Raw genomic sequence first — 22,626 nt, 5'->3', positions numbered from 1 at the left:
CAGGGCGGCGAAAACTATCCACCCCACCCGAACACAGTCCCCGCACCGCCCCCGCACAGACCGAGCACAGCACCTCCGCAAGACCCCGCACCCGCAAGACCCCCGTAAGTGACCCGAACGGTTCCACCCCCCACGGATCCGCACCCTGACGAGTTGGAGCACGCATGCCCCAGCACGTGCCATCCCCGCTGCGCGCCGCCACCCCTCGGGTCGCGCAGCGCCTTCCGGCGCCTCCCCCACAGCCGCGCCGGATCGTCTTCCTCGCCCGCCGCGACCTCGGCAATCCGGCCGCGGGCGGGTCCGAACTGCTCGTCGACCGGCTGGCCGACGGCCTGAGCAAGCTGGGCCACCAGGTCACCCTGCTGTGCGGGGGTCCTGCCGCCTTCCGCGACTACCGCGTGGTGTCGGCGGGCGGCGACCTCGGTCACTATCTGCGCTCGCGCTCCGCCTTCGCCCGGCAGGTCGGCGACTGCGACCTGCTGGTCGAGGTCTGCAACGGCATGCCGTACCTGGCGCCGCTGTGGCACCGCGGTCCCACGCTGTGCCTGGTCAACCACGTCCACACCGACCTGTGGGGGATGCGCTTTCAGGGCGCGCTCGCCCCCGCGGCCCGGCTCGGCCGAAGACTCGAGCACTGGTCGCTCTCGGGAGCCCAGCGCGGCAACCTGCTCGTGGCCGTCTCGCCGTCGACGGCCACCGCCCTGCGCGCGATAGGCGTGGAGCGGGAGCGAATACGGATAGTCCACAACGGGGTCGAAGAACCGGGCCCCCTCCATCCCCGCTCCGACGAGCCGCTGTTCCTCGCGATGGGACGGCTCGTCGAGTACAAGCGCATCGATCTGCTCCTGCGGCTCTGGGAGCGCGTCAGACCCGTCACCGGCGGCCGTCTGGTGATCGTCGGCGACGGGCCCGAGCGGGAGCGGCTCGAGCAACTCGCCGGTCCCGGCGTGGAGTTCAAGGGCCATGTCTCCGAGGCGGAGAAGCACCGGCTGCTCTGCGAGGCCTGGCTGCTCCTGCACCCGTCGGCGGTGGAGGGCTGGGGCCTGGTCGTCACCGAGGCCGCCACTCGGTTCACCCCCGCGGTCGGCTTCGACGTACCCGGCATCCGCGACTCCATCGAGGACGGCGTCACCGGGCTCCTCGCCCGCGGCGAGAGTTCCTTCGCCGCCGCCTGGTGCGCCCTCGCCCTGAGCGCCGAGCGGCGAACGGCCTTCGGCAAGGCCGCCGGCGAGCGGGCCGCCAGCTTCCGCTGGGCCAACTCCGTACGCGAGTTCCAGACGGTCGCCGCAGAGGCGGTCGCATATCACGCCTCCCAGGGGTCCGCGTGAAGGACCCTTCGCTGCGCCGTTCCCTGACCCTCTTCCGGGCCTTCCTGCGTGAGCAGCAGGAGCCCGAGCGGTGCTACACGCTGCTCGCCCGTGACGCCGCCGACCAGGTCGAGGCGTACGGCACGGTCAGGGACCGGATCGTCGTCGATGTCGGCGGCGGCGGTGGCTACTTCACCGAGGAGTTCCGGCGGCGCGGTGCGCAGAGTTTCCTCTTCGAACCGGACCCGGCGGAGCTGGGCGCCAAGCCCCCCGAGGGCTCGGTCGTCGCTGACGGCTATCTGCTGCCGCTCGCGGACGGCGTCGCGGACGTCACGTTCTCCTCCAATGTTCTGGAGCACGTGGACGACCCGCAGACGTTCCTCAGCGAGATGGTGCGGGTGACCAGGCCCGGCGGTCTGATCTATGTCTCGTTCACCAACTGGTACTCGCCGTGGGGCGGGCACGAGTGGGCGCCCTGGCACTTCCTGGGCGCCGACCGGGCCCGGGCCCGCTATGAGCGGCGTACCGGCAAGAAGGCCAAGCACACCCTGGGCGAGAACCTCTTCGCCCACCACATCGGCCCCACGCTGCGCCAGGTGCGGGCCAGGGACGACGTCTCCGTCGTGTCCGCACGGTCCCGCTACTGGCCGTTCCTGGCCGGCGGCATCACGAAGGTGCCCGGCGTGCGCGAGTTCGCCACCTGGAATCTCCTCCTCATCCTCAGGCGGTGTCCATGACCACGGTCCAGGCCCCACCCCCGGCGGCGGTCCGCCCCACGACTGCCGCCCCGGAACCCGAACGGGGGCCACGCTCCAAGCGCTGGCTGCTGGGGTTCTGGGCCGTTGTGCTCGTGCTCTTCCTCGCCGTCAAACCGGGGCGGATGACGTTCGACACCAAGCTCGGCGTCGCCGTCGATCCCTGGCAGTTCCTCTCCGATCTGGGCCAGCTCTGGCACGACCGGGGCGGCTTCGGCGGGATCCAGGACCAGTACGTCGGCTACGCCTGGCCGATGCTGCCGTTCTACGGCCTGGCCAAGCTCGTCCAGCTGCCGGTGTGGCTCGCGGAGCGGCTCTGGCTCTCGCTGATCGTGTCGGTCGCGTTCTGGGGTGCGCTGCGGCTCGCCGAGCGGCTGAAGATCGGCAACAGTGCGAGCAGGCTGCTCGGCGCGGTGGCGTACGCGCTGTGGCCGACGTTCACCGTGGTCGTCGGGTCGACGTCGGCGGCCGCGCTGCCCGGCGCGCTCCTGCCGTGGGTGCTGCTTCCGCTGACGAACGACCGCATCAGCGCCCGTCTCGCGGCGTGCCGCTCCGCGCTCTTCATCCCCTTCATGGGCGGCGTGAACGCGGCGGCGACGCTCGCGTCCCTGCTCCCGGTGGGCCTCTATCTCCTCTCCCGGCCGAACGGACCGCGCAAGCGGAAGCTGATCACCTGGTGGGTTCCGGGAGTGATCCTGGCGACCGCCTGGTGGGTGGTGCCGCTGTTGATGCTCGGCATCTACGGCGAGAACTTCCTTCCGTACGTGGAGAATTCGGCCACCACGACCGGCACGATGTCGGCCACGGAGACGCTGCGCGGCGCCGGCAACTGGGTCGCGTATCTGCACTTCGGCGAGGCCTGGCTGCCCGCCGGATGGACGGTCGCCACCTCCGTCGTCGTGGTGGTCTGCTCGGCGCTCGCGGCTGCGCTCGGCCTCGCGGGCCTCGCCCGGCGTGATCTGCCCGAGCGGCGCTGGCTCGTCCTGACCGTGCTCTCGGTCGTCCTGGTCACGCTTGCCGGGTACGGCGGCGCGTTCGGCGCGCCCTTCCACGAGACCGTGCAGAGCTGGCTGAACGGCGGGCTCGTCCCCTTCCGCAACATCTACAAGTTCCAGACGGGCCTCGCGCTCGCGCTGGTCTTCGGCCTGATGCACCTGGTGGGCGTGGCCGCGCAGGCGCGCGGGGCGCGGCCGGTGAAGGGCCGCAAGTACGCTCCCCTCATCGCCGCCGTACTGGTGCTTCCCGGGCTCGCGTTCCCCTACCTCAACGGGTCGATCCTGCAGCCCGGTTCGTTCCAGAAGCTGCCCAACTACTGGCAGGCGACGGCCGACTGGCTGGAGAAGTACTCCCCCGACTCCCGCGCGCTCGTCGTGCCCGCGACCGCGCACGGCATCTACACCTGGGGCTCGCCCATCGACCAGCCCCTCGACGTGCTCGCCGAGTCCCGCTGGGCCCAGCGCGACTACGTCCCGTTCGGCACGCCCGGCAACCGGCGCGCGATGGACGCGGTGGAGCAGGCACTCGCCACGGGCAGTGAAGTACCCGGTCTGCGCGACTACTTGACCCGCGCCGGGATGTACTACGTCGTCGTACGCAATGACCTCGACCCCGACCAGGTCGGCAACGTGCCGACCGCGACGGTGAAGCGGACCCTGGAGGAGTCGGGATTCGAGCGGGTCACCGGCTTCGGCCCCACCGAGACCGGCGGGAAGATCCCCAACGACACTCCGCTCCAGATCGAGGGCCTGTATCCGCGCGAGCGCCCGGTGGAGATCTACGCCCCCGGCTCGGGTGCGGAACGCCCCGGCCAGGCCGGGATCAAGGCGGTCTCCAACACGGCCGTGGTGAGCGGCGGACCCGAGTCGCTGCTCCCGCTCTCCGCCGACCCCTCGATGCGGGACCGTCCCTCCGTCCTGACGGGCGACAACCACCCGGGGATCGGGGCGCCCGGACTCCAGGCGGTCGGTGACGGACTGCGCCGCGCGGACACCCGCTTCGGCCTGGTCAACAACAACACCTCTTATACGTACGGACCGGGCGAACGCAACGCGAGCGACGCCCTCCAGGAGCCGGGCAAGAAGCCGCATCAGATCCTGCCCACCGACGGGATCGAGCACCAGACGACGGCGCAGCTGCGCGGCGCGAAGTCCGTCACCGCGTCGAGCTACGGCAACTGGCTGTTCCATCTGCCGCAGTACGACCCCGTGAACGCCTTCGACGGGAACCCCGAGACGGCCTGGGCCGAGGGCAGTCCCGGAAAGCCGAAGGGCTCGTGGATCAAGGCCGAGTTCCGGTCCAAGGAGTCGATCCCCTCCTCGATCAAGGTCATCCCGCTGCCGCAGGAGGGTGTGCGGGCCGCGCCCACCAAGGTGCGGGTGGAGACCGAGCAGGGCAGCGCCACCAGCACCCTGCAGCCCGACGGCATGCGGCAGCGGATCAAGTCGCCCGCCGGTGCGTCGAGTTGGCTGAAGATCACGATCCTGGACGCGCAGATCGGGCACGAGGGTCTCACCGGTGCCGGGTTCTCCGAGATCACCGTGCCCGGTGTGAAGGTGACGAAGCTCCTGAAGATGCCGTCGGACACCGGGGGCTCCTCCAGGGACACCGCTGTCGGCGCCGACGCGACGACGTACTCGATGCACCGCTCGTCGGACCCGAGCGCGCTGTCGCCGGTGAACACCGAGTCGGGCCTGCACCGCCGCTTCACGACACCCGCAGAAGGCGACTACGAGGTGTCCGCGAGCGCGGTCGCCGTACCGGGCAAGGAGCTCGACAAGCTGCTCTACCAGGTGGCGCCCGAGCAGAAGGACCAGATCATCGCCACCGCCGACTCCACGTCGGGGCTCGGCAGGAGTCTGTCGCCGCGCAATCTGACGGACGGCGACCTGACGACGGCCTGGATCGCCGGCGACACTCCGGTCGTCCATCTGAAGTGGCCGGACAAGCAGGCGGTCGGCGAGATCGTGCTTCCGGCGGCCGGTGGTCTGTCGACGCGTCCCGAGAAGATCGAGATCAGCTCGCCGGACGGCGCCGCGATCGTGGGCGTCGACGAGAACGGCGTGGCGCGCTTCGCGCCGATCACCACGGACGAGATGACCATCACGATCACCGAGACCGCGCCGTTGACGGTGCACAACCCGGTGGCGGACGCCGAGTTGCAGCTTCCGGTGGGTCTGACCGAGGTGTACGTCCCGGCCCTGGACAAGTACCGCACACCGCAGCCGGAGGCGTCCGCGACCTTCGAACTCGCCTGCGGCAAGGGCCCGGAGCTCGCCGTCGACGGCAAGCTGTACGCGACGAGCGCCAAGGGCTCGGTGCGGGATCTGGTGGAGCGGCGTCCCATCGAGGTGACGCTCTGCAGCCGGGGCGAGAAGAACACCAATGTGTCGCTCGGCTCCGGCGAGCACACCGTCGAGGCCGGTGACGCGGGTCCGCTGACCCTGATGGACGTCTCGATGACGCAGGGCACGCCGGGCGCGATCGACCGGAAGTCCCGTGCCCTGGACATCAAGGACTGGCTCGGCGACCGGCGCGAGCTGTCGGTCGGCTCGGGCGCGGCCTCGTATCTCTCGACGTACGAGAACATCAACGACGGCTGGAAGGCGACGCTGAACGGCGAGGAGCTCTCGTCGGTACGCCTCGACGGCTGGCAGCAGGGCTGGCTGATCCCCAAGGGCGAGGGCGGCACCGTCAAGCTGACCTACGAGCCCTCGCGTGTCTACGAGATCGGCCTGATCGGCGGTGGCGTCGGGGTGCTCGCCCTGGTCGCCCTGGTCCTGATCCGGCGCCGCGAGCCGAACCCGGAAGGCCCGGACACGGCACCGCCCGCGCCCGGCCTCGTCCTCGGCGCGGTCGCGCTGACGCTGGTCGCCGCGGTGATCGCGGGCTGGTTCGCGCTGATCGTGCCCGCGCTCGCCCTCCTCGCCTGGCGCCGCCACGCGCTGCTCGTGCCGGTCGCCTTCGTGGCGATGGCCGGGGCGGGCATCGCGGCGGCCATCGGCGCGGGCGAGCCGATCGCTTCGGACGAGGGGGCGTTCGGTCCCGCGGCCCAACTCCTGGCGATCATCGCGCTGTTCGCGGCGCTGGTGAGCGTGGGGTCCTCGGCTTCGGGGACTGCTGTGCCTGCGGCTGCGGCTGCCGGGCCTGGGGGTTCGGGTGATCCTTCCGGTCCTGACAGTGGCGGCCCCGGCAGCGGCGGCGCGACGCCATGGGGCCCGCCGCCCCAGGCCGCCCCGCCCGCGGCTCCCGCGCCGTCCCCGCCGGCTCCTGATCCCTCGACGGGACCCCTCCCGCTGGGCCCCGACCGGGACTTGGGCACCCAGCCGCTGCCCCGCCGCAAGCGCGGGGAGAGCGGGCCGGGGGCCGGTACGGAAACGGAAGGCGAGTCGTCGGAGGGCGAGCCGCAAGCCGCCAGTTCGACCATCTCCGCCCGAGGGCCCGCGTCCGCACAGCCGGAGCCCGCCCCGCCGGGCGAGCGGACCACACGGTTCAGGCGGCGCAGGCCGAAGGCTTCGGGCGGGTTCGCGGGGACCGCGGCCCCGACAGGCCCGGGGGAGGACACAGAGCGATGACCGCACTCGACCAGCCGGCACGTCACGCGGACGGACCCGAACGGCGGCCGAAACGCGTGCCGTTCCCCGTCGTCGACGAGGTCGCAAGGCACTGCCTCCAGGAGGAGGAGCCGGAGACGGTGCACATCGAGGTGCACCTGCCGGGCACCCCGGACCCGGCCCGGCTGAAGGCCGCGTTCACCGAGGCCCTGCGCCGTCACCCGCGCATCCTGATGCGGGAGGCGCGGGGGCCTTGGTACCGCCGCCGCTACGAGTGGGAACTGACGGCGGAGCCGGACGTCGAGGTGGTGTCGTTCCCGCCGCCGGAGCGGGACGCCCTCAAGAAGGCCCGCATACGCTCCCTCTCCGACTCGCCGCCGCTGTCGGCCTCACCTCCGATCCGCATGGAGGTGATCGCTTCCGAGGTGGCAGACGGCCGCCCCGAGGACGGCACCCCTAGCGTTCTTTTCCTCACCATCAACCACACCGCCCTCGACGGCCCCGCCTGCCTCCGCGTGCTCGCGACCGCCGCCGAGCTGTACGACGGCCAGGACAACTCCCCCGCCGCTCCTCCCCCGTTGCGTACGGCCCCGTCGCCCGCCCCCGAGGCGGAACGGGCCCCGGTCGACGCGCCTTCCGGGTGGGCGCCCCCTGCCCGGGTGTCCAAGGGGACGCCCGAGCCGTCCCCCGGCAACGGCATGCTCGTCGCGGAGCTTGCCGTGCCGCGCCGGCCCAAGGGCGCGCCCTTCACCGTGAACGACCAGCTCATGGTGGCGACCGCGCTGATGATCGCGCACTGGAACCGGGAGCACGGATCGCGCCCCCGGCCGTTCCGGATCACCATGCCCGTCGACGACCGGCCGCGCGACATGGAGATGCCGATCGGCAACGGCACCCGGCTCGTCGAAGTCCCCTTCAGCGCGGGCGAGTTGACCGGGAAGGAATGGGGACCCGAGGAAATCGGCGCACTGCTGCGGCGCACCGCCGAGCGCACCCGCGCCCTCAAGGCCCTCGACCGGCCCCAACTCGGCCACGGAGCCGCCCTGTTGACCTCCCCCGTGCTTCCCGTCACCGTCAGGGCCGCCCTCACCCGCGGCCTGCGCAGAGCCGCCGGGCCCTGGACCTCCACCACGCTGCTCAGCAACATCGGCCGCGTGCCGTACCCGCTCGACTTCGGTGACGCGGGACGCGCGTACGCCGTCTGGTTCTCCGCGCCCGCCCGCCTTCCGCGCGGCCTGACCGTGACCACCGCGTCCACCGCGGGCCGCCTCCATCTCGCCCTGCGCTGGTCGAAGACGCTGCTCAGCCATGGGGACGGGGCCCATCTGCGGGACCTCTTCGAGCACTATCTGCACGCCACGGAGGAGGGCACCTCGTCATGACAGCGCCCACCAGGTCCACCAGTTCCACCAGCAGCGCCCCCCGCGACCTGCGGGACTTCTACGAGGACCCGTCCGTCCCCGTCGCGTCCGGCGACGCCCGCAGCCTGCGCCAGGCCCGGATGCTCGCCGACGCCCTGGGCCCCGCCACATCGCGCACCGCCGTCGTCCTCGACATCGGCTGCGGCGACGGCACCGCGGCGGCGGCCGCGGCACCGTTCCTCGCGGGGCACCGCGTCATCGGCGTCGACTGGTCGCAGGACGCCCTCAAGCGCGCCCACTCCCATCTCTCGTACGTCGTACGCGGTGAACTCACCGACGGCGGGCTTCCGTTCGCGGACGGCTCGGCCGACGCCGTGCTGTTCAGCGAGGTCATCGAGCATCTCGTGGACCCCGACAGCGCGCTCGACGAGTTGCGCAGAGTCCTCAGGCCTGGCGGCCATCTGATGCTGTCCACGCCGAACCTCGCCGCCTGGTACAACCGCGGGCTGCTGCTCGCCGGGGTGCAGCCCGTCTTCTCCGAGGTGAGCCTGCGCGGGATCCACGGCCGCCCCGGCACCGAGGTCGTCGGGCATCTGCGGCTCTACACCGCGCGCGCCCTGCGGGAGTTCGTCGCCGCGTCCGGCTTCGACGTCGTCCGCGTCGCGGGCGCACCCTTCCACGGCGTACCACGACCACTGCGCGCCCTGGACCGGCTCGCCTGCGCGGTGCCGAGCGCCTCGTCGATCCTGCTGCTGCACGCCCGAAGGACTTAGAGCCATGTGGTGGGGTGTGGCCGCCGCTCTGCTGGCGAACGTGCTCTACAGCACCGGGTTCGTCCTGGAGAAGCGGGCCCTGACCGCGATGCCGTCCGTCAGCGTGCGAAGCCCGGCGCGGCTCCTGAAGCAGGTGATCAGCAGCCCGCTCTGGATCGGCGGATCGCTGGCGCTCGCCGCCGGGTTCGGCGCGCAGCTCGCCGTCTACCGGACACTGCCGATCGCCGCCGCGCAGGGCATCTTCGTATCCGGACTCGTCCTTCTGCTGCTGCTCTCCTCCAAGCTGCTCGGCGAGCAGACCTCCGGGCGCGAGCGGTACGCCGTCGGGGCCATCCTGGCCGCGCTGCTCATGGTCGTGCTTTCGCTGCGGGAGGGCTCGGACACGGTGAGCCGCAGCGCGCCCGTGCCGCTGGTCCTCGCCGTCTGTCTGCCCTCGCTCGCGGCGGGGGTCCTGCTGTACGGATCGGCCGAGCGCCGGGCCAGGCACCGGCACCGGCTTCCGACGACCGGCGTCGAGTACGGGGTGGCCGTCGGCCTGCTCTACGGCGTGAGCTCGCTCGCCATCAAGGGCGTCTCCAGCTATCTGACGACGGAGGGACTCGGCTCGGCGCTGCTCGATCTGCTGAGCTCCCCGTATCCGTATCTCCTGCTCTTCACCGGCGTGTTCGGCCTGATCATGTCGCAGGCGGCGCTGCAGCGCTGCCGGGCCTCGCTCATCGTCCCCGTGTGCACGACGGTCACCGCGCTGTTCACCGCCGTACTCGGGACCCTCGCCTTCGGCGAGCCGCTGCCGGAGGAACCGTTGCGGCTCGCCCTGCGCATCGCGGGCACGGCGCTCGCGGTGTCCGTGCTGCTCGCCATGCCCAAGCACGACCCCCGACCCGAGCCGCCTGCCCAACCCCCCACCCCCACCAAGGAGCTGACCAGCTGATGAACCCCGAAGACCCGCTGCTGAAGATCCTCGCGTGCCCGCTCGACAAGGGCCCGCTGCACCTCCTTGAGCCCGAGGAACCCCTCGTGCCGGAAGAGGTCCTCTACAACCCGCGGCTGCGCCGCCGTTACCCGATCATCGACGGCATACCGCAGCTCCTCCCCTCCTCCGGCGAGCAGATACCGGAGGACGAGCACGAGCAGCTCCTGAAGCGGATCTCACCGTGACGGGGCCCGACAAGACTCCGGCGGGGCCCCACAAGACCGTCGCCGCCCGCCTCGCCCCGCACCTTCCCGCCCGGCTGATCGGCGCCCTGGCCCGGCTCGTCTACCCCCGCTTCGAACCGGAACTCGCCCGGCTCGGCGACCTCTGCCCGCGCGGCTGCTCCACGGCGGTCGACGTCGGCGGCTGGTACGGCCCGTGGTCGCGGCGCCTGGCGTCCCGCGCGCGCCGCGTGGTGACCGTGGAACCGGTGCCGCATCTGGCCCGCCTCCTGGAGGACTCCACTCCCGGCAACGTCCGGGTGATCCAGGCCGCGGCCACCGACCGTCCCGGCACGGCGCGCCTCTGGCTGCCGCGCGGCGACCGGGGCGACCGGGGTGTCTCCTCGCTCATCCGCAGGGACATCCACGCGAAGGCGGTCGACGTGCCGTGCCTGACGCTCGACGGACTCGGCCTGCACGACGTCGACTTCATCAAGATCGACGTGGACGGCAACGAGCTCCAGGTCCTTCGCGGCGCGCACGATCTGCTCACCCGCGACCGCCCGGCGCTCTTCATCGAACTGGAGTCCCGTATCCAGCCGATCACCCCGATCGTCGACCTGCTCACCCGGCACCACGGCTACCAGGGCTGGGTCCTGCCGCACGACACCTGGCTGCCGCTTGAAGGCTTCGACCTGGAGGCGCACCAGCACGACACGGCGTACGTCGTGTCGCAGGGGCTACTGCGCAGAGCCCTCACGCCCCGGCACCCCCGGTACGTCAACTCGGTGCTCTTCCTTCCCCGCGGCCGCCGCCCGGGAGGCGCCGCGGTGCGCGACCATGGAGCCCATGCCCGCTAGCTCCGCCTCCGCCTCCTCACCGAAGCCCGGCCCCTTCACTCCGCTCGACTTCCAACTGGTCCTGTTGCGCCGCATGGCCGACCACAACCCGGACCTGGTGGAGGACGCCCGCCACGAGCTCGGCGTCTCCATCGCGGACATGCGCGAGGCCAACCGCCGCTGGCAGGCGATGACCCGCTCCCCTCGCGCACGGGGCTCGGCCTCCCGTTACCGCTCGGTGCTCGGCCCACCGGCCGCCACCGTGCCCCGCCGCATCGGCGACCTGGAGTGCGAGGCCCTGCTGTGGCCGGTGCCGCTCTGGCCCACCCTGCGCTTCGAGGTGCTGCTCGCACCGAACGGCGCCGTGTGGAACGAGTGGCTGGTCCGGGCGCCCGGCTCCCCCGGGCCCGGACTCCACACCCTTGACGACCTCACCCCCTGGTCGTGCACGGTCGACGAGGCCGCCCGCGCGTTCGCCCCGGCCCACCCGATGGAGGGCACGGCACCGACGCGCTGGCGGCTCGTCTTCACGGCTCCCGACGGTTCGGGTCAACCACGGCGCTGCGTCGCGGAGTTCACCTGGGGGCTGCTCCAGCGGGTGTCGTTCCCGGACGGCGCCTGAGGCCTTACCAGTGCTACCGCGAGGGCCGACGCCACCAGCAGCGCGCTGACCCACAGCGGCGAGCGGTAGCCGAGCCCCGCGCCCAGGGCGAGTCCGCCGCCCACCGGCCCGACCGCGGCGCCCACGTTCAGCGCGGCCGTGGCGAAGCCGCCCGCCAGCGTGGGGGCGCCGGTCGCGGCGTACAACACCTGGGTGATCAGCGCCGAGCCGACGCCGAAGGACAGCGCGCCCTGGACGAGGACGAGCAGGACCGCGGCCACCGGGTTCCCCGCGGTCAGCGCGAAGAGCACCCAGCCTGCGAGCAGCGCGAGCGCACCGCAGAGGAGGAAGGGCACGGGCCGCACGTCCGCGAACCGCCCGGCGACAGTGACGCCGACGAACGATCCGACCCCGAAGAGCGCGAGCAGCACGGGCACCCAACTCTCCTCGAAACCGGTGACGTTGGTGACCAGCGGCGCGAGATAGGTGAACGTACAGAAGGTGGCGCCGTTCACCAGCGCCGCGAGGAGGAGGGTCACGCCGAGCCGCGGGCCGCGCAGCGACCGCAGCTCCCCACGCGCGCCGGTCCCGGCCGTGTCGGGGGCGCCGGCCGGCACGGACCGCAGGATGGCGACGACGGCGGGCACCGAGACCAGCGCCACCGCCCAGAACGCCGACCGCCACCCCCAGTACTGCCCGAGCAGCGCACCGCCGGGCACACCCGCGACGCACGCGATGGTGACCCCACCGAGCAGGGCGGAGGTGGCCCGCCCCTTGGCGTCCGGCGCGACCATGCCGGTGGCGGCGACGAGCGCCACGGCGAGGAACCCCGCGTTGGCGAGCGCACCGACGACACGCGTAGCGAGCAGCACCGCGAAACTGCTGGTCAGCGCCCCGACGACATGGACGAGCAGAAAGGTCACGAGAAAGCCGAGCAGCGCGTTCCGGCGCGGCCAGCGGCGGCTGAGGACGGCCATCAGCGGGGCACCGACGACCATCCCCACGGCGAAGGCCGAGGTGAGGGTGCCCGCGGTGGACAGGGACACGTTCAGATCGGCGGCGATGTCGGGGCCGAGACCCGAGAGCATGAACTCGGAGGTTCCTTGCGCGAAAACGGCAAGTCCGAGCATGTAGATGGCAAAGGGCATGAAGGTACTCCGCGAAAGGGAGCGCCCCCGCAGGGGCGCGAGGCTGCGACATTTGCGGCTCCGCCGCGTGGGCGCGACCAGCCACGACGCACCCGCAGTGGGGCGTCGGCATCGAGAGAACTACTGGCCACCGGACATGCCGGGCCGGTGGCTAGAGTCTGTCGGACTCAGGGCTGGTCATGGCCGCAGGCTATTCACGCCTCGCGCGCCACGTCCACCCGATTAACTCGCGGCGTTCAGGATCTCCTCCGTCACCACAGCCAGCGAGCCGGGGTGAAGGTCGATGAAGAGGTTCGGCTCGACGAGTTCAAGCTCCATGACGCAGGGATTCCCGGCCGCGTCGTCGACAAGGTCCACCCGGGCGTAAAGCAGCTCGGGCGCACCCGGCACCGCCGCCAACGCCCGCTCGGCGACGTCAAGTTCGGCAGCAGTCGGCTGCCAAGCACGCAGATCGGGGTGCGGCACCTTCTCATCGTCGTACGCCGCCCCCGGCGCAAGCACCGCACCCTTCTGGACGGCGTGCAGGAACCGCCCGCCGACGTAGACGAGCGCGCGCTCGCCGGTCTCGTCTATGCGGGGCATATAGGGCTGCACGATCGCGGTGAACCCGTCCTCGTGCATCTTCGCGACATGCTTCGAGGCGGCGTCGTGCTCGCCGGCCCCGTACCGGGCGGCGAGGCGCGCGCCCGCCCCGGAGGTGGGCTTGACGACGAACTCGCCGCCGCCGTCCGGGAATTCGACCGGGTCACCGGCCGCCAGATACCGGGTGGGCACGACGGGGACCCCCGCGTCCGCAAGCTCCCCCAGGTACCGCTTGTCGGTGTTCCACCGCACGACGGACGCCGGATTGGCGAGGACGGTGAGGCGCGCGACGCGCCCCGCCCAGGCCAGGAACTCGGCGCCGCGCCAGCTGTAGTCCCAGGTGGACCGGATGACGACGAGGTCGAACCGCTCCCAGTCGACCCGGGGGTCGTCCCAGGTCACGGTGGCCACGTCAGACCCCGCTTCGCCGAGCGAGCGCGCGAGCTCGGGGAGATCACGGTCGATGCCGGTCTCCAGCTGGATGCTGCTGGTGACCAGCGCGATCGCGGGGCGGTCGGGTGACACGGAGGCCTCCTGGGTTCGGTTGTGCGCACCGCAGGCTAGCAACCCTCGACGTGCACCCGACAACGCCCATGCCCAGGTCACCGGGGTGTTCCGACCAGGCCCGCCTCGTACGCGATGATCACCAATTGCACCCTGTCGCGGGCGTCGAGCTTGGCGAGCAGCCGGGTCAGACAGGTCTTGGCGGTGGCGACGCTGATGGTGAGTTCGGCGGCGATCTCCGTGTTGGAAAGACCGCTGCCGACGAGGGTGAGGACCTCGCGTTCGCGGTCGCTGATGCCGGTGATCGAGCCCCGGGGCCGGGCGTCCTTGGTGGAACGGCCTCGAACCAGAAGGCGTGTTGTGGGTATGCGGCCTCTTCCGCCGCCTGGCCACCGAGGGCCGCACCGTCGACGAGCACGGGCGCGTGGACCGTCTACGCGGCGTGGCCCCTGGCGGCCGCCGCCGTCGCGGTGACGGCGGTGCACCGCCGAGATCAGTGAGCCGCAGCCACGAGCTTCAGCACAGCCCCGAGCCCCCGCACGGACCCCGGCGCCGCCCCACCCGGCAGCACATAGGACCGCAGGCCCGCGCCCGCCGCGCCGCCGTCCTTGGCGGGATGGTCGCCGACCATCAGGGTGTCGGCTGGAGCCACGCCGAGTTCCGCGCAGGCGTGGCCGAAGAGGTGCGGGTCCGGCTTCTCCGTGCCGTGTTCGTACGAGTGGACCCAGCTTGAGAAGTAGCCGTCGAGGCCGTGCCGGGCGAACGTGGCCCGCAGGTCCCAGCCGACGTCGCTGACGATGCCGAGCGCGATGCCCCGCGAGGCGAGCGCGGCCAGGGTGCGCTCGGCGTCCGCGTACGGCAACCAGTGCTCCGGGGAGCGGAGTTGCTCGTAGAGGGTGCCGGCGTGCGGGGCGAGGGCCTGGGCGGAGGCGTACCAGGTGGTGAACGCGTGGCGGTGAGCCTCGGACGAGACGTCGCGGGCGTGCTGCGCCGCGATGACCGCCGGGTCCGCGAGGCCCTTCTCCAGGGCGGTGAGGATGGCGTCCATCGTGGGCTCGTCCACCGGGTCCGGCAGTGCGGCGCGGATGCGTTCGGCGTACGGGGCGATCTGGAAGAGCGTCCCGGAGAAGTCGAAGAGCACCGCGCGGGGCGCGGTGACGAGCATCGGGGCGGTGGCCCGGATCGGGCCCTCCGGGCCGCACACGGACGGAAGTTGGGGAGCTGGCATCCGGCCTTCCTATCGCGCGCCGGGTAAGCCCGCGATCAGGCCACGGAGACACCGGCGCCCTGTGGGGGCGGGGCGCCGGTGTCGTTCGTGGGGTCAGAGGATGAAGACGCTCTGAGCCGTTTCCGTGTAGTAGGTCTCGCCCGGGTAGACGAGCCACTCGACCTGGCCGGAGCAGCCGGGGCCGCTGTGGACCTCGGCGATCGCGTTCGTGTTGTTGGTCACCGATGACGGGAACCAGTCGACGGGGTAGCAGCCGCTCGGGTCGACGTACGCGTTGCCGTTGATGGTCAGGACGCCTTCCGCCGCGTACGCCGAGCCCGACATCCCGAGTGTCAGAGTCGCCGCTGCCGCCATCGCCCCCAGGGTCATGGCCATGCGTCGTCGTCGCATCATGAGTGAGATCCCCTCCGCCGCACGGGCCGCTCCCTACGCGGCACCGCTCAAGTCACCTAAAGTAGGCGATCAGGCACGCCACGTATCCGGCGTGCGGGGGCACATCCCTGTGGCACGTGCGCCGTTCACTTCTCTTCACTGCATGGTCACGGCACAGCCGCACCATCACCATCAGAGCTCCCAACTGCGCCATCTGCAACGGGAGTTCGTATGATGCGGGCCATGGCAAGTCACGGGGATCTCATAGCGGGGCGCTACCGCATCACCACACCGCTCGGGCGCGGCGGCATGGGCACGGTCTGGCGGGCGAAGGACGAACTACTGGGGCGCGCCGTCGCGGTGAAGGAGCTGCACGTCGACGCGGGCCTCTCGCCCGCCGACGCCGAGAGCCGGCGCGAGCGCACGCTGCGCGAGGCGCGCTCGGTGGCGCAGGTGCGGCACCCGGGCATCCTGGTCCTGCACGACGTCGTCCAGCACGACGGGCAGCCGTGGCTGGTGATGGAGCTGATCGACGGCAGGTCGCTCGCCGACCGGATCGCCGTGGACGGCCCGGTGCCGCCCGCCGAGGCCGCCCGGATCGGTCTTGCGCTGCTCGCCGCGCTGCGTGCCGCCCACGCGGCGGGCGTCCTGCACCGTGACCTCAAGCCCGCGAACGTGCTCCTGGAAGCGGCCACGGAGCGCGTGGTGCTCTCCGACTTCGGGATCGCCCAGGTGGACGGGCAGACGACGCTGACCGAGACGGGTGCGTTCGTCGGCTCGCCCGAATACACCGCCCCCGAGCGCATGTCGGGCAAGCGCACCGGCCCGGAGTCCGACCTGTGGTCCCTCGGCGTGCTGCTCTGCGCCGCCGTGGAGGGCGAGTCGCCGTTCCATCGCGACTCGGTGGCGGGGGTTCTGCACGCCGTCGTGATGGACGAGATCCAGGTGCCGGAATCCGCCGGTCCGCTGACTCCTGTCGTACGGGGACTGCTTGAGCGGGATCCGGCACAGCGGCTCGGTGCCGACGAGGCCGAGCAGGCGCTGCGCGGTTTCCTCGTGGAGGAGCGGATGCCGACCGTGCCCCGCACTCCGGTGGCCCGCAGACCCGCGGCGCCGCCCCCGTCCGACGACGCGATCGTGCTCGGCGCCGCCCCCGCACCCACCGCACGCCCCCGGATCCGTACGGCGCTCCTGGCCGGCGCCCTGGTGCTCGCGCTCGCCGCGGGCGGCACGGGCGCGTGGGTCATGACGCGGGACGACTCCAGCAGCACGAAGACGGACGCCACGGGGAGCGGCGGGGCTGCCGACGAGGTGAGTGAGAAGCCGGAGAGCGCGAAGCCGTCGAAGACTCCGACGAAGAAGCCCTCCAAGAACCCCGACAAGCCGAAGAGCCCCGGCAAGAAGCCGGCCATCGACCCCAAGCCCTCCACCGACGGCACCGCCAAGCCCACCCCCGCCGGGACGAAGACCCCCTCCAAGCCCGCCGAGGATCCCGCCCCCGCGGGCTATCAGACGGTCGACGACCCAACGGGGTTCACGATGGCGACGCCCACCGGATTCGTCCGCTCCAACGAACCGCCGCGCGTCTTCTACAACTCGGCGGACAACGTCTTCCGCATCGGCGTCCACCCCCAGCCGCTCGATCCGGATGGCCCGGTCGCGGTGATGCGGCAGGCGCACAAGGACGGGCCTTCGGACTACCCCGGCTACCGCGACGGCTCGGTGCGCGAGACCACGCACAACGGCCACCCCGCCGCCGTCTGGGAGTTCACCTGGGACGGCGGCGCCGGTGACGGCGGGCCGCGCCGCACCTACGACCTGAGCTGGGACGAGGGCGGCAAGATGTACGACCTGTGGGTCTCCGCGCCCGCCGGGCGTGCGGCGGCGGGTGAGCGCCACTTCGTCGAGGCGCACCAGTCCTTCACTCTGGGCGGCTCCTGACGCAGGGGCTCAGGCCTTCCCCTCCAGCAGCACGGACCGCAGCGTGGGGACATGGCTGTGCTCCGGGTCCCGCACCGCGGTGATCAGGGTGACCGTCCCGGCGTCCGCGAGCTCCCGCAGATGCAGGATCGCGTCCTGCTGCTCCGGTCCTTCGAGCTCGGCGCGGTAGCGGCGCGCGAACTCCTCGTACTCGTCCCGGTGCTGATGGAACCACGTGCGCAGCGCGCTGGAAGGCGTGACCTCCTTGGGCCATTCGCTGATGACGGCGAGTTCCTTGGAGACGCCTCGCGGCCACAGGCGGTCCACCAGGACGCGTACGCCATCGGCTTCGTTCGGCGGGTCGTACACGCGGCGCACGGGGAACGGCTGGGTCTCCATGGCCCCATCGTCGCGCCCCGCGCGGCCGCTCCTTCACCGGCGCGGCGGCAGCTTCACCCGAAGGCTGTAGAGGCGGGTGATCTGCTGCGGCAGTTCGTTGTCGTCGCTGACGAGCAGCAGCCGCAGCGCGCCGTGACCGCCATGACCGCCGTGACCACCGCGGCCGGTCACCGCCATGCCCTCGATGTTGTCGATCAGCGGGTTGTTGCCGGGCGGCAGGTTCGAGGGTGCGCCCAGGGAGGGGCAGTCGGTGAGATCGGCCAGGAGCGTCTTGCGCAGCACGCGCGTGTTCCCGTCCAGGTGCTGCACCGCGCCGGTCTCCTCGGCGCCGCGCACCTCTGCGACGTACAGCCGTACGGAGATCATGAAGTCCGGTGTGAAGCCGCGCTCCAGGACGAGGAGGCGGCCGTCCCCGGCCGGCGCGAGCTCGACCAGACCCATGCCGGGGTCGACGGCGTACCCGTACTGCGGCCCGACGCGGAACTCGCCGCCGTGCGCGCCGCGTTGCCAGGTCTGTACGCGGTTCAGGGTGCGCCCCGCGGCGTCCGTGCCGTCGCCGGCCAGCGGGCCCTCCATCCCCGCGACCAGGGTGCGTCCGCCGGGCAGCAGGGCGAGGCTCTCGAAGGTCTGGTTCTGCCGGGCGCGGCCCGCCGGGGCCACCCGGAGAGGGTCCGGGACCGGTAACCGGCCCCTGAGGGTGGTTCCGTCCTCGTCGTAGCGGAGGACGGAAGGGGCCCGCTCGTCGGCGACCAGGCGGCTGCCGTCGCGGTCCGTGACGAGCCCTTCCGAGTCGAGCACCGCGCCCGTCTCGTCGGCCAGCGGCACGAACCCCGTGGCGCGTGGCTCGCTCCCGCGCAGATCGAGCGCGAAGAGCGCCGAGCGGTCGGAGACCGCGGTCACGCTGCCGTCCCGCTCGACACTGAGCGCCGAGAGGCCTCCCACCGGGCGGCCGTCGACGGTGGTCTTGTTCAGGGCGTCGGAGTAGCCGGAGACGGACACCCTTGGGGAGCAGGCCGCGCGGTCGGCGGAAGCGGGAGCGGCTCCCGTCGCCAGGAGTGCGGAGGTCGACGCCACCGCGAGCACTGTTCTCCGAGATCGCATGAGCAGCCCCTTGATTGACGGGGCGTCAGTACAGCATCCGATCCCGAAAATGCGAACAAGGGAGCAGGTGTTCCCTGGAACAGGTGATCGTCGCCTCAGGGATTGCATGTGACGCATGCGATTGACGATGATTACGGAACGCAAGCGACGGGCTGCAGACCGTAGTTGCCGCGTTCCCGGCCCATGTCCCATACGAGGTCCGGGAGTTGGAAGAAGACCTGAGCACGTCCCACAAGGAGAAGCACCACCATGAACCTCATCACTGACGTCGTCGCCGGTCTCGCCCACTTCCTCGGCTGGCTGGTCTGACGTCACCCGGAGTTCTCAGCACGGTGCCGCCTCCCCCGTCCCACGGGGAGGCGGCACCGCCGTGTCAGCGCGTCGGATCCGGATAGAACTCCCGCGCACCGCCCTTGCCGTCCTTCGCCTTGCCGAGCAGGCTCGCCGGGTACTCGATGAGCCAGTAGCTCGCCGTGCCGACGGCCAGTGCGACCGCGAGCACGATCAGCGCGGCGAACGGGAAACCGGCCTGACTCGTCGGCACCAGACCGGACTTGATGAGCCAGAGCATCACCGGCTCGTGCCAGATGTAGAGGCTGTAGCTGATGAGCCCGACCGCCGTCACCCAGCGCGCCCGCAGCACGCCGTGCCAGCGCACCTGTTCGCCCGAGCGGACCTGCAGCGTGGCGTAGAGCAGCGTGAACCACAGCACGGACGCGATCGGGTGGTAGTAGGTGTGCGCGAAGTTCTCCGGTTCGGAGAGGTACGACAGGGCGTAGAGCCCCGCCAGCGCCCCCGCCGAGAGCGGCACCGTCGCCCGCGCGCTCAGCCGGCCCCGCTCACCCAGCGCCACGAGCAGCACCGCGAGCGCCATGCCCGCAGCGAACCCCCCGAAGCGGGCCTGCGGTCCGAAGTACACCGGCCAGTTGGTGTGCGGCACCCCGACGACGTAACGCGCGACGGAGATCCAGACCACCGGCAGGACGAACAGCGCCGCGCACCCCGAAGCGCACACCGCGACACGGGCCCGCCGTGTCGAAAGCCTCCGGCACACCCGCACCGCCAGCGGGCCGAGCGCGATGAGCGCCAGGTAGAAGGCGACCTCCAGGGACAGGGACCAGGTGGGGCCGAGGGTGTAGAAGATCCGCTCCTGGTCGAAGATGTGCGTGAACGTGAGGTGTTCGACCAGGTCCCGCCAGTCCCCCGGCAGGGTCGGATTGCGGCTCGCCCAGACGACGAGCACCGCGAGGAAGTACAGCGGCAGGATGCGGATCGCCCGCCGGAAGAGGAAGCTCCGGCCGGTGCGGATCGTGCCGCCGTCGATGGCCGCGCGGGCGTACGACAGCGTGAGCAGATACGCGGACATCACGAAGAAGAGGTCGATCACCTCCAGTGAGACCAGCGCGCCCAGCCAGGGACTGTCGACCGGCGGGTGCGCGCCCGCCGCGTCGTAGGTGTACCACTCCTGCCATACGTGGAAGAGGACCGTGCTCAGGGCGGCGAGGCCGCGGTATCCCTGGAGTTCGAGCGCACGGCCGCGGGACGGGCGTGGAGCGGGAGGCGCCGGCCTGGGCCGGGTGGCCGTGAGGGGGGTGAGGGTGCTGGTCATGCCCGCACCGCCGGTTCGGCGGCCTCGGGGGCGGCGGCGGCCCGTGGCGTGACCCGCCACTGCCGGTCGCCGAGCGCCTCCTTCAGGTGCGCCTGGCGCGCCACCATGTTCTTGAAGTGGCTGTAGAAGAACGTCGACACCAGCAGATAGCGCCAGAACCACGCCTTGCGGCGGCGCAGTTCGGGCACCGCGAGCCGCCAGGCGAAGGCGGCCTGCACCACCCCGGCGGACATCGTGACGGCTGCCGCCATCAGGCAGACCGGCACCGCCCAGTCCAGCCGGTCCACGCCGCCCGCACGCCAGGCGGCGTGCGCCAGGATCGGCAGGATCTGCAGCGTCAGCCACGGCTGCACCTCGCGCCAGCCGAGCAGCACGAACAGGCCCGTCTTCTGGCGCCGCGAGAACACCGGCGAGCGCAGCGCGCCCCACAGATGCCGCAGCGACACCTGGAGCCAGCCCTGCGCCCAGCGCGAGCGCTGGTTCCACAGCGGCCGCAGCAGGGTCGGCGCGAGCTCACGCGAGATGAGCGTCCGGTCCATGGCGATCCGGGCGCCCTCGTTCAGGGCACGCATCGTCGAGTCGATGTCCTCGGTGAGCATCGAGCCGTGCATCCGGGTCCTGGCGAGGAGGTCCGTGCGCCAGAAGCCGTTCGACCCGCCGAAGACCCCGAAGCCGTACATCCGGGTCCGTCCGGGATGGCTGACGGCATAGATCGTCTCGAACTCGACGCCGACCGTCTGGGCGACCCACGAGCTGTCCCCGTTGCGTACGACGCAGTGACCCTGCACGACGTCGTAGCCGTTGGACAGCCAGTCCCACGCGTGCCGGAAGGCGTTCGGCGCGGGATGGTGGTCGGCGTCGAAGATGCCGACGAACTCGCCGTGCACCCGCGTCACCGCGGCGTTGATGTTCTGCGCCTTGGACGTGCTGCCCACGACCGGCAGGAGCACGAGGCGCGGATCGCCGGCCGCCATGTCCCGCAGGGTGTCCTCGACGGGCAGCGGATGCGGTGTGTTGTACGCGAGGACGATCTCCAGCTCGCCGGGGTAGTCGAGCCGCAGGAACGACTCGACGGTGTCGACGATCGTCGCCGCCTCGTTCGGCAGGTACGCGGCAATGACGGCGCTGGCGGCCGGATAGGGCGAGCCGGCCCGGTCGGGCCTGGGCGTGGCGTCCAGCGAGAACAGGCACTCCAGCATGATGAGCAGCGCGGAGAGCACGAGCCCGGCCACCACCACCCAGTAGGCGAACCCGGCCGCGTCCCAGCCCAGTTCGTACGCCTGCTGGTAGAGCGCGAACGGCACGCCCACGCCGAGCACAAGGGGAAGCACGGGTGAGATCAGCCGGGTCAGCCAGGTGAGCAGGACCCGGAACCCGGCGCGGGCGCGGCGGTGGCCGTGCGGGGCGCTCGCCCGCATCCACGGCTCGTAGCGCACCGGGCGCAGGTCCCGGTGGCGTACGGCCTCGGACACGGCGTCCCGCGCGTGCTCGGCCGCCCGGCTGTGGTCGGCGTACTCGGCGAGCGGGGTCCAGCCGATCGCCGGGGTGAGCCGGACGTTCTCGTCCGCGACGACGAACCGGGTGCCCGCCACGGACGCGGCGAACTCCCGCAGGCTCCGCGTGGCGGTCTCCTCGTCGACACCGGGCATCAGCACGAGCAGCTGCCCGCCCTCGTCCCAGCCGAGCCGGTCGCAGACGCCGCCCATCTTCTCGGCGACACCGGCGAGACGCTCGGCGACCTCGCGCCGCACGCGCGGCCCGAGCCGCGACTCCAGGGCGGCCATCTCGGCGACGCCGACGACGGCGAGCACGCCGCCGCGCCGGGCGGCCGGCGGGCGGCTGAGCTCGCGGTCGAGCTCGTCCATGAAGTGCGGCCCCGAGTAGAGGCCGGTGCGCGGGTCACGCAGCAGGTTCTCGACCGGGACCGGGACGCGGTGCAGCTTGGCCGTTATCCGCGCGGACAGCTCACGCGGGTCGGACGCCTCCGGCAGGCAGTCGTCGGCGCCGCTCTGCAGCAGATCGGCGACGGTGCCGGGGGCGTGCGTGCGGGCCCCGGTGACCATGAGCAGGGGCAGCGCCTGCCCTGCGGGGTCGGCGCGCACCTCCCGTATGACGTCGAGGCCGAGGCGCCGACCGTCCGGGCCGTCGTCGAGGGCCACGATCGCGTCGGGCGGCGCGAGCCTGACCTGACGGTGTACGTCGCCGGGTACGGCATGGGTGACTTCGTACCCGGTGAGCTTCAGCGTCCGGGTGAGCAGTTCACGGCTTGGCCCCGGCGAACCTACGGCCAGGACGTGGCCGCCGGGGGGCGCGGCCGACATGAGTGGATCGGGCCCCAGGGGCAATTGAAGGGTCATCAGTGTGGTCCCATCCTGTTCGGATTGTGGGGGGAGGACCGGATTCGTTTGTTGAGCCGCCAACTAGCCCCAGAAACCGGGGCAAT

The 22,626-nt window shown here is 71.9% G+C and carries 18 protein-coding genes and 1 pseudogene; 10 read left to right on the top strand and 9 right to left on the bottom strand.

Going from position 1 to position 22,626, the window contains the following annotated elements:
* The first annotated feature begins 164 nt into the window (after positions 1-164).
* The 9 genes from OG453_RS12410 to OG453_RS12370 are packed head-to-tail and all read left to right on the top strand — an operon-like array spanning position 165 to position 11,341.
* A complete protein-coding gene (locus tag OG453_RS12410) occupies positions 165-1,328 on the top strand; it encodes a glycosyltransferase family 4 protein (protein ID WP_266867378.1) in 1,164 nt (387 codons plus the stop codon).
* On the top strand, positions 1,325-2,044 hold the full coding sequence (locus tag OG453_RS12405; protein ID WP_266867377.1) for a class I SAM-dependent methyltransferase: 720 nt from the start codon (positions 1,325-1,327) through the stop codon (positions 2,042-2,044). The genes OG453_RS12410 and OG453_RS12405 overlap by 4 nt, the downstream gene beginning before the upstream one ends.
* Positions 2,041-6,633, top strand: a complete 4,593-nt coding sequence (locus OG453_RS12400) for a DUF3367 domain-containing protein (RefSeq protein ID WP_266867376.1) — start codon at positions 2,041-2,043, stop codon at positions 6,631-6,633. Before OG453_RS12405 ends, OG453_RS12400 begins: the two co-directional genes overlap by 4 nt.
* A complete protein-coding gene (locus OG453_RS12395) occupies positions 6,630-7,994 on the top strand; it encodes a condensation protein (protein ID WP_266867374.1) in 1,365 nt (454 codons plus the stop codon). Before OG453_RS12400 ends, OG453_RS12395 begins: the two co-directional genes overlap by 4 nt.
* Positions 7,991-8,746, top strand: a complete 756-nt coding sequence (locus OG453_RS12390) for a bifunctional 2-polyprenyl-6-hydroxyphenol methylase/3-demethylubiquinol 3-O-methyltransferase UbiG (protein ID WP_266867373.1) — start codon at positions 7,991-7,993, stop codon at positions 8,744-8,746. The genes OG453_RS12395 and OG453_RS12390 overlap by 4 nt, the downstream gene beginning before the upstream one ends.
* A gap of 16 nt (positions 8,747-8,762) precedes the next feature.
* Positions 8,763-9,677, top strand: a complete 915-nt coding sequence (locus OG453_RS12385; RefSeq protein ID WP_266869825.1) for a hypothetical protein — start codon at positions 8,763-8,765, stop codon at positions 9,675-9,677.
* The gene (locus OG453_RS12380; protein WP_266867372.1) at positions 9,677-9,904 is read left to right on the top strand and encodes a Trm112 family protein; all 228 of its coding nucleotides are present in this window, start codon (positions 9,677-9,679) and stop codon (positions 9,902-9,904) included. The genes OG453_RS12385 and OG453_RS12380 overlap by 1 nt, the downstream gene beginning before the upstream one ends.
* Entirely contained in the window at positions 9,901-10,740 is an 840-nt protein-coding gene (locus OG453_RS12375; RefSeq protein WP_266867371.1) for an FkbM family methyltransferase, read from the top strand. Before OG453_RS12380 ends, OG453_RS12375 begins: the two co-directional genes overlap by 4 nt.
* Complete coding sequence (locus tag OG453_RS12370; RefSeq protein WP_266867369.1) at positions 10,721-11,341, top strand: hypothetical protein; 621 nt, start codon at positions 10,721-10,723, stop codon at positions 11,339-11,341. Before OG453_RS12375 ends, OG453_RS12370 begins: the two co-directional genes overlap by 20 nt.
* Here OG453_RS12370 and OG453_RS12365 read toward each other — a convergent pair.
* The 5 genes and pseudogenes from OG453_RS12365 to OG453_RS12345 all read right to left on the bottom strand — a co-directional run bounded on the left by OG453_RS12365 (position 11,269) and on the right by OG453_RS12345 (position 15,175).
* The gene (locus OG453_RS12365; protein WP_266867367.1) at positions 11,269-12,468 is read right to left on the bottom strand and encodes a Cmx/CmrA family chloramphenicol efflux MFS transporter; all 1,200 of its coding nucleotides are present in this window, start codon (positions 12,466-12,468) and stop codon (positions 11,269-11,271) included. The two genes, OG453_RS12370 and OG453_RS12365, sit on opposite strands and share 73 nt — an antisense overlap.
* 222 nt (positions 12,469-12,690) lie before the next feature.
* The gene (locus OG453_RS12360) at positions 12,691-13,554 is read right to left on the bottom strand and encodes a RimK family alpha-L-glutamate ligase (RefSeq protein WP_266869824.1); all 864 of its coding nucleotides are present in this window, start codon (positions 13,552-13,554) and stop codon (positions 12,691-12,693) included.
* Positions 13,555-13,652: 98 nt separating this feature from the next.
* A pseudogene (locus OG453_RS12355) lies at positions 13,653-13,853 on the bottom strand (response regulator transcription factor); the annotation flags it as partial.
* A 194-nt stretch (positions 13,854-14,047) separates the two neighbouring features.
* Positions 14,048-14,782, bottom strand: a complete 735-nt coding sequence (locus OG453_RS12350; protein WP_266867365.1) for an HAD family hydrolase — start codon at positions 14,780-14,782, stop codon at positions 14,048-14,050.
* A 93-nt stretch (positions 14,783-14,875) separates the two neighbouring features.
* Positions 14,876-15,175: a hypothetical protein gene (locus OG453_RS12345; protein ID WP_266867363.1), complete on the bottom strand. Its 300-nt coding sequence runs from the start codon at positions 15,173-15,175 to the stop codon at positions 14,876-14,878.
* Positions 15,176-15,397: 222 nt separating this feature from the next.
* Between OG453_RS12345 and OG453_RS12340 the strand changes: the two genes are divergently transcribed.
* Positions 15,398-17,095: a serine/threonine-protein kinase gene (locus OG453_RS12340; RefSeq protein ID WP_266867360.1), complete on the top strand. Its 1,698-nt coding sequence runs from the start codon at positions 15,398-15,400 to the stop codon at positions 17,093-17,095.
* 9 nt (positions 17,096-17,104) lie between these two features.
* On the opposite strand, the gene OG453_RS12335 is transcribed toward OG453_RS12340, so the two are convergent.
* The 4 genes from OG453_RS12335 to OG453_RS12320 form a co-directional block, all read right to left on the bottom strand.
* Positions 17,105-17,473, bottom strand: coding sequence for a DUF488 domain-containing protein (locus OG453_RS12335; protein ID WP_266867358.1), 369 nt, complete (start codon positions 17,471-17,473; stop codon positions 17,105-17,107).
* A gap of 33 nt (positions 17,474-17,506) precedes the next feature.
* Positions 17,507-18,574 carry an esterase-like activity of phytase family protein gene (locus tag OG453_RS12330; protein ID WP_266867356.1) on the bottom strand — a complete coding sequence of 356 codons (1,068 nt, stop codon included), beginning with the start codon at positions 18,572-18,574 and terminating at the stop codon, positions 17,507-17,509.
* A gap of 373 nt (positions 18,575-18,947) precedes the next feature.
* On the bottom strand, positions 18,948-20,183 hold the full coding sequence (locus tag OG453_RS12325; RefSeq protein WP_266867354.1) for an acyltransferase: 1,236 nt from the start codon (positions 20,181-20,183) through the stop codon (positions 18,948-18,950).
* Positions 20,180-22,504, bottom strand: a complete 2,325-nt coding sequence (locus tag OG453_RS12320) for a glycosyltransferase (RefSeq protein WP_266867352.1) — start codon at positions 22,502-22,504, stop codon at positions 20,180-20,182. Before OG453_RS12320 ends, OG453_RS12325 begins: the two co-directional genes overlap by 4 nt.
* Positions 22,505-22,626: the final 122 nt, after the last annotated feature.

Origin of the sequence: Streptomyces sp. NBC_01381, assembly GCF_026340305.1 — a bacterium.
Classification (GTDB): domain Bacteria; phylum Actinomycetota; class Actinomycetes; order Streptomycetales; family Streptomycetaceae; genus Streptomyces.
This window is presented reverse-complemented; position numbering and strand designations above follow the sequence as displayed.

Excerpts from the sequence above, each read along its gene's own strand:
- OG453_RS12370 (WP_266867369.1), top strand. The coding sequence starts at position 10,721 with ATGGAGCCCATGCCCGCTAGCTCCGCCTCCGCCTCCTCACCGAAGCCC.
- OG453_RS12345 (WP_266867363.1), bottom strand. The coding sequence starts at position 15,175 with ATGATGCGACGACGACGCATGGCCATGACCCTGGGGGCGATGGCGGCA.
- OG453_RS12325 (WP_266867354.1), bottom strand. The coding sequence starts at position 20,183 with ATGACCAGCACCCTCACCCCCCTCACGGCCACCCGGCCCAGGCCGGCG.
- OG453_RS12365 (WP_266867367.1), bottom strand. The coding sequence starts at position 12,468 with ATGCCCTTTGCCATCTACATGCTCGGACTTGCCGTTTTCGCGCAAGGA.
- OG453_RS12335 (WP_266867358.1), bottom strand. The coding sequence starts at position 17,473 with ATGGAGACCCAGCCGTTCCCCGTGCGCCGCGTGTACGACCCGCCGAAC.
- OG453_RS12380 (WP_266867372.1), top strand. The coding sequence starts at position 9,677 with ATGAACCCCGAAGACCCGCTGCTGAAGATCCTCGCGTGCCCGCTCGAC.
- OG453_RS12340 (WP_266867360.1), top strand. The coding sequence starts at position 15,398 with ATGGCAAGTCACGGGGATCTCATAGCGGGGCGCTACCGCATCACCACA.
- OG453_RS12390 (WP_266867373.1), top strand. The coding sequence starts at position 7,991 with ATGACAGCGCCCACCAGGTCCACCAGTTCCACCAGCAGCGCCCCCCGC.
- OG453_RS12350 (WP_266867365.1), bottom strand. The coding sequence starts at position 14,782 with ATGCCAGCTCCCCAACTTCCGTCCGTGTGCGGCCCGGAGGGCCCGATC.
- OG453_RS12320 (WP_266867352.1), bottom strand. The coding sequence starts at position 22,504 with ATGTCGGCCGCGCCCCCCGGCGGCCACGTCCTGGCCGTAGGTTCGCCG.
- OG453_RS12410 (WP_266867378.1), top strand. The coding sequence starts at position 165 with ATGCCCCAGCACGTGCCATCCCCGCTGCGCGCCGCCACCCCTCGGGTC.
- OG453_RS12330 (WP_266867356.1), bottom strand. The coding sequence starts at position 18,574 with ATGCGATCTCGGAGAACAGTGCTCGCGGTGGCGTCGACCTCCGCACTC.
- OG453_RS12400 (WP_266867376.1), top strand. The coding sequence starts at position 2,041 with ATGACCACGGTCCAGGCCCCACCCCCGGCGGCGGTCCGCCCCACGACT.
- OG453_RS12395 (WP_266867374.1), top strand. The coding sequence starts at position 6,630 with ATGACCGCACTCGACCAGCCGGCACGTCACGCGGACGGACCCGAACGG.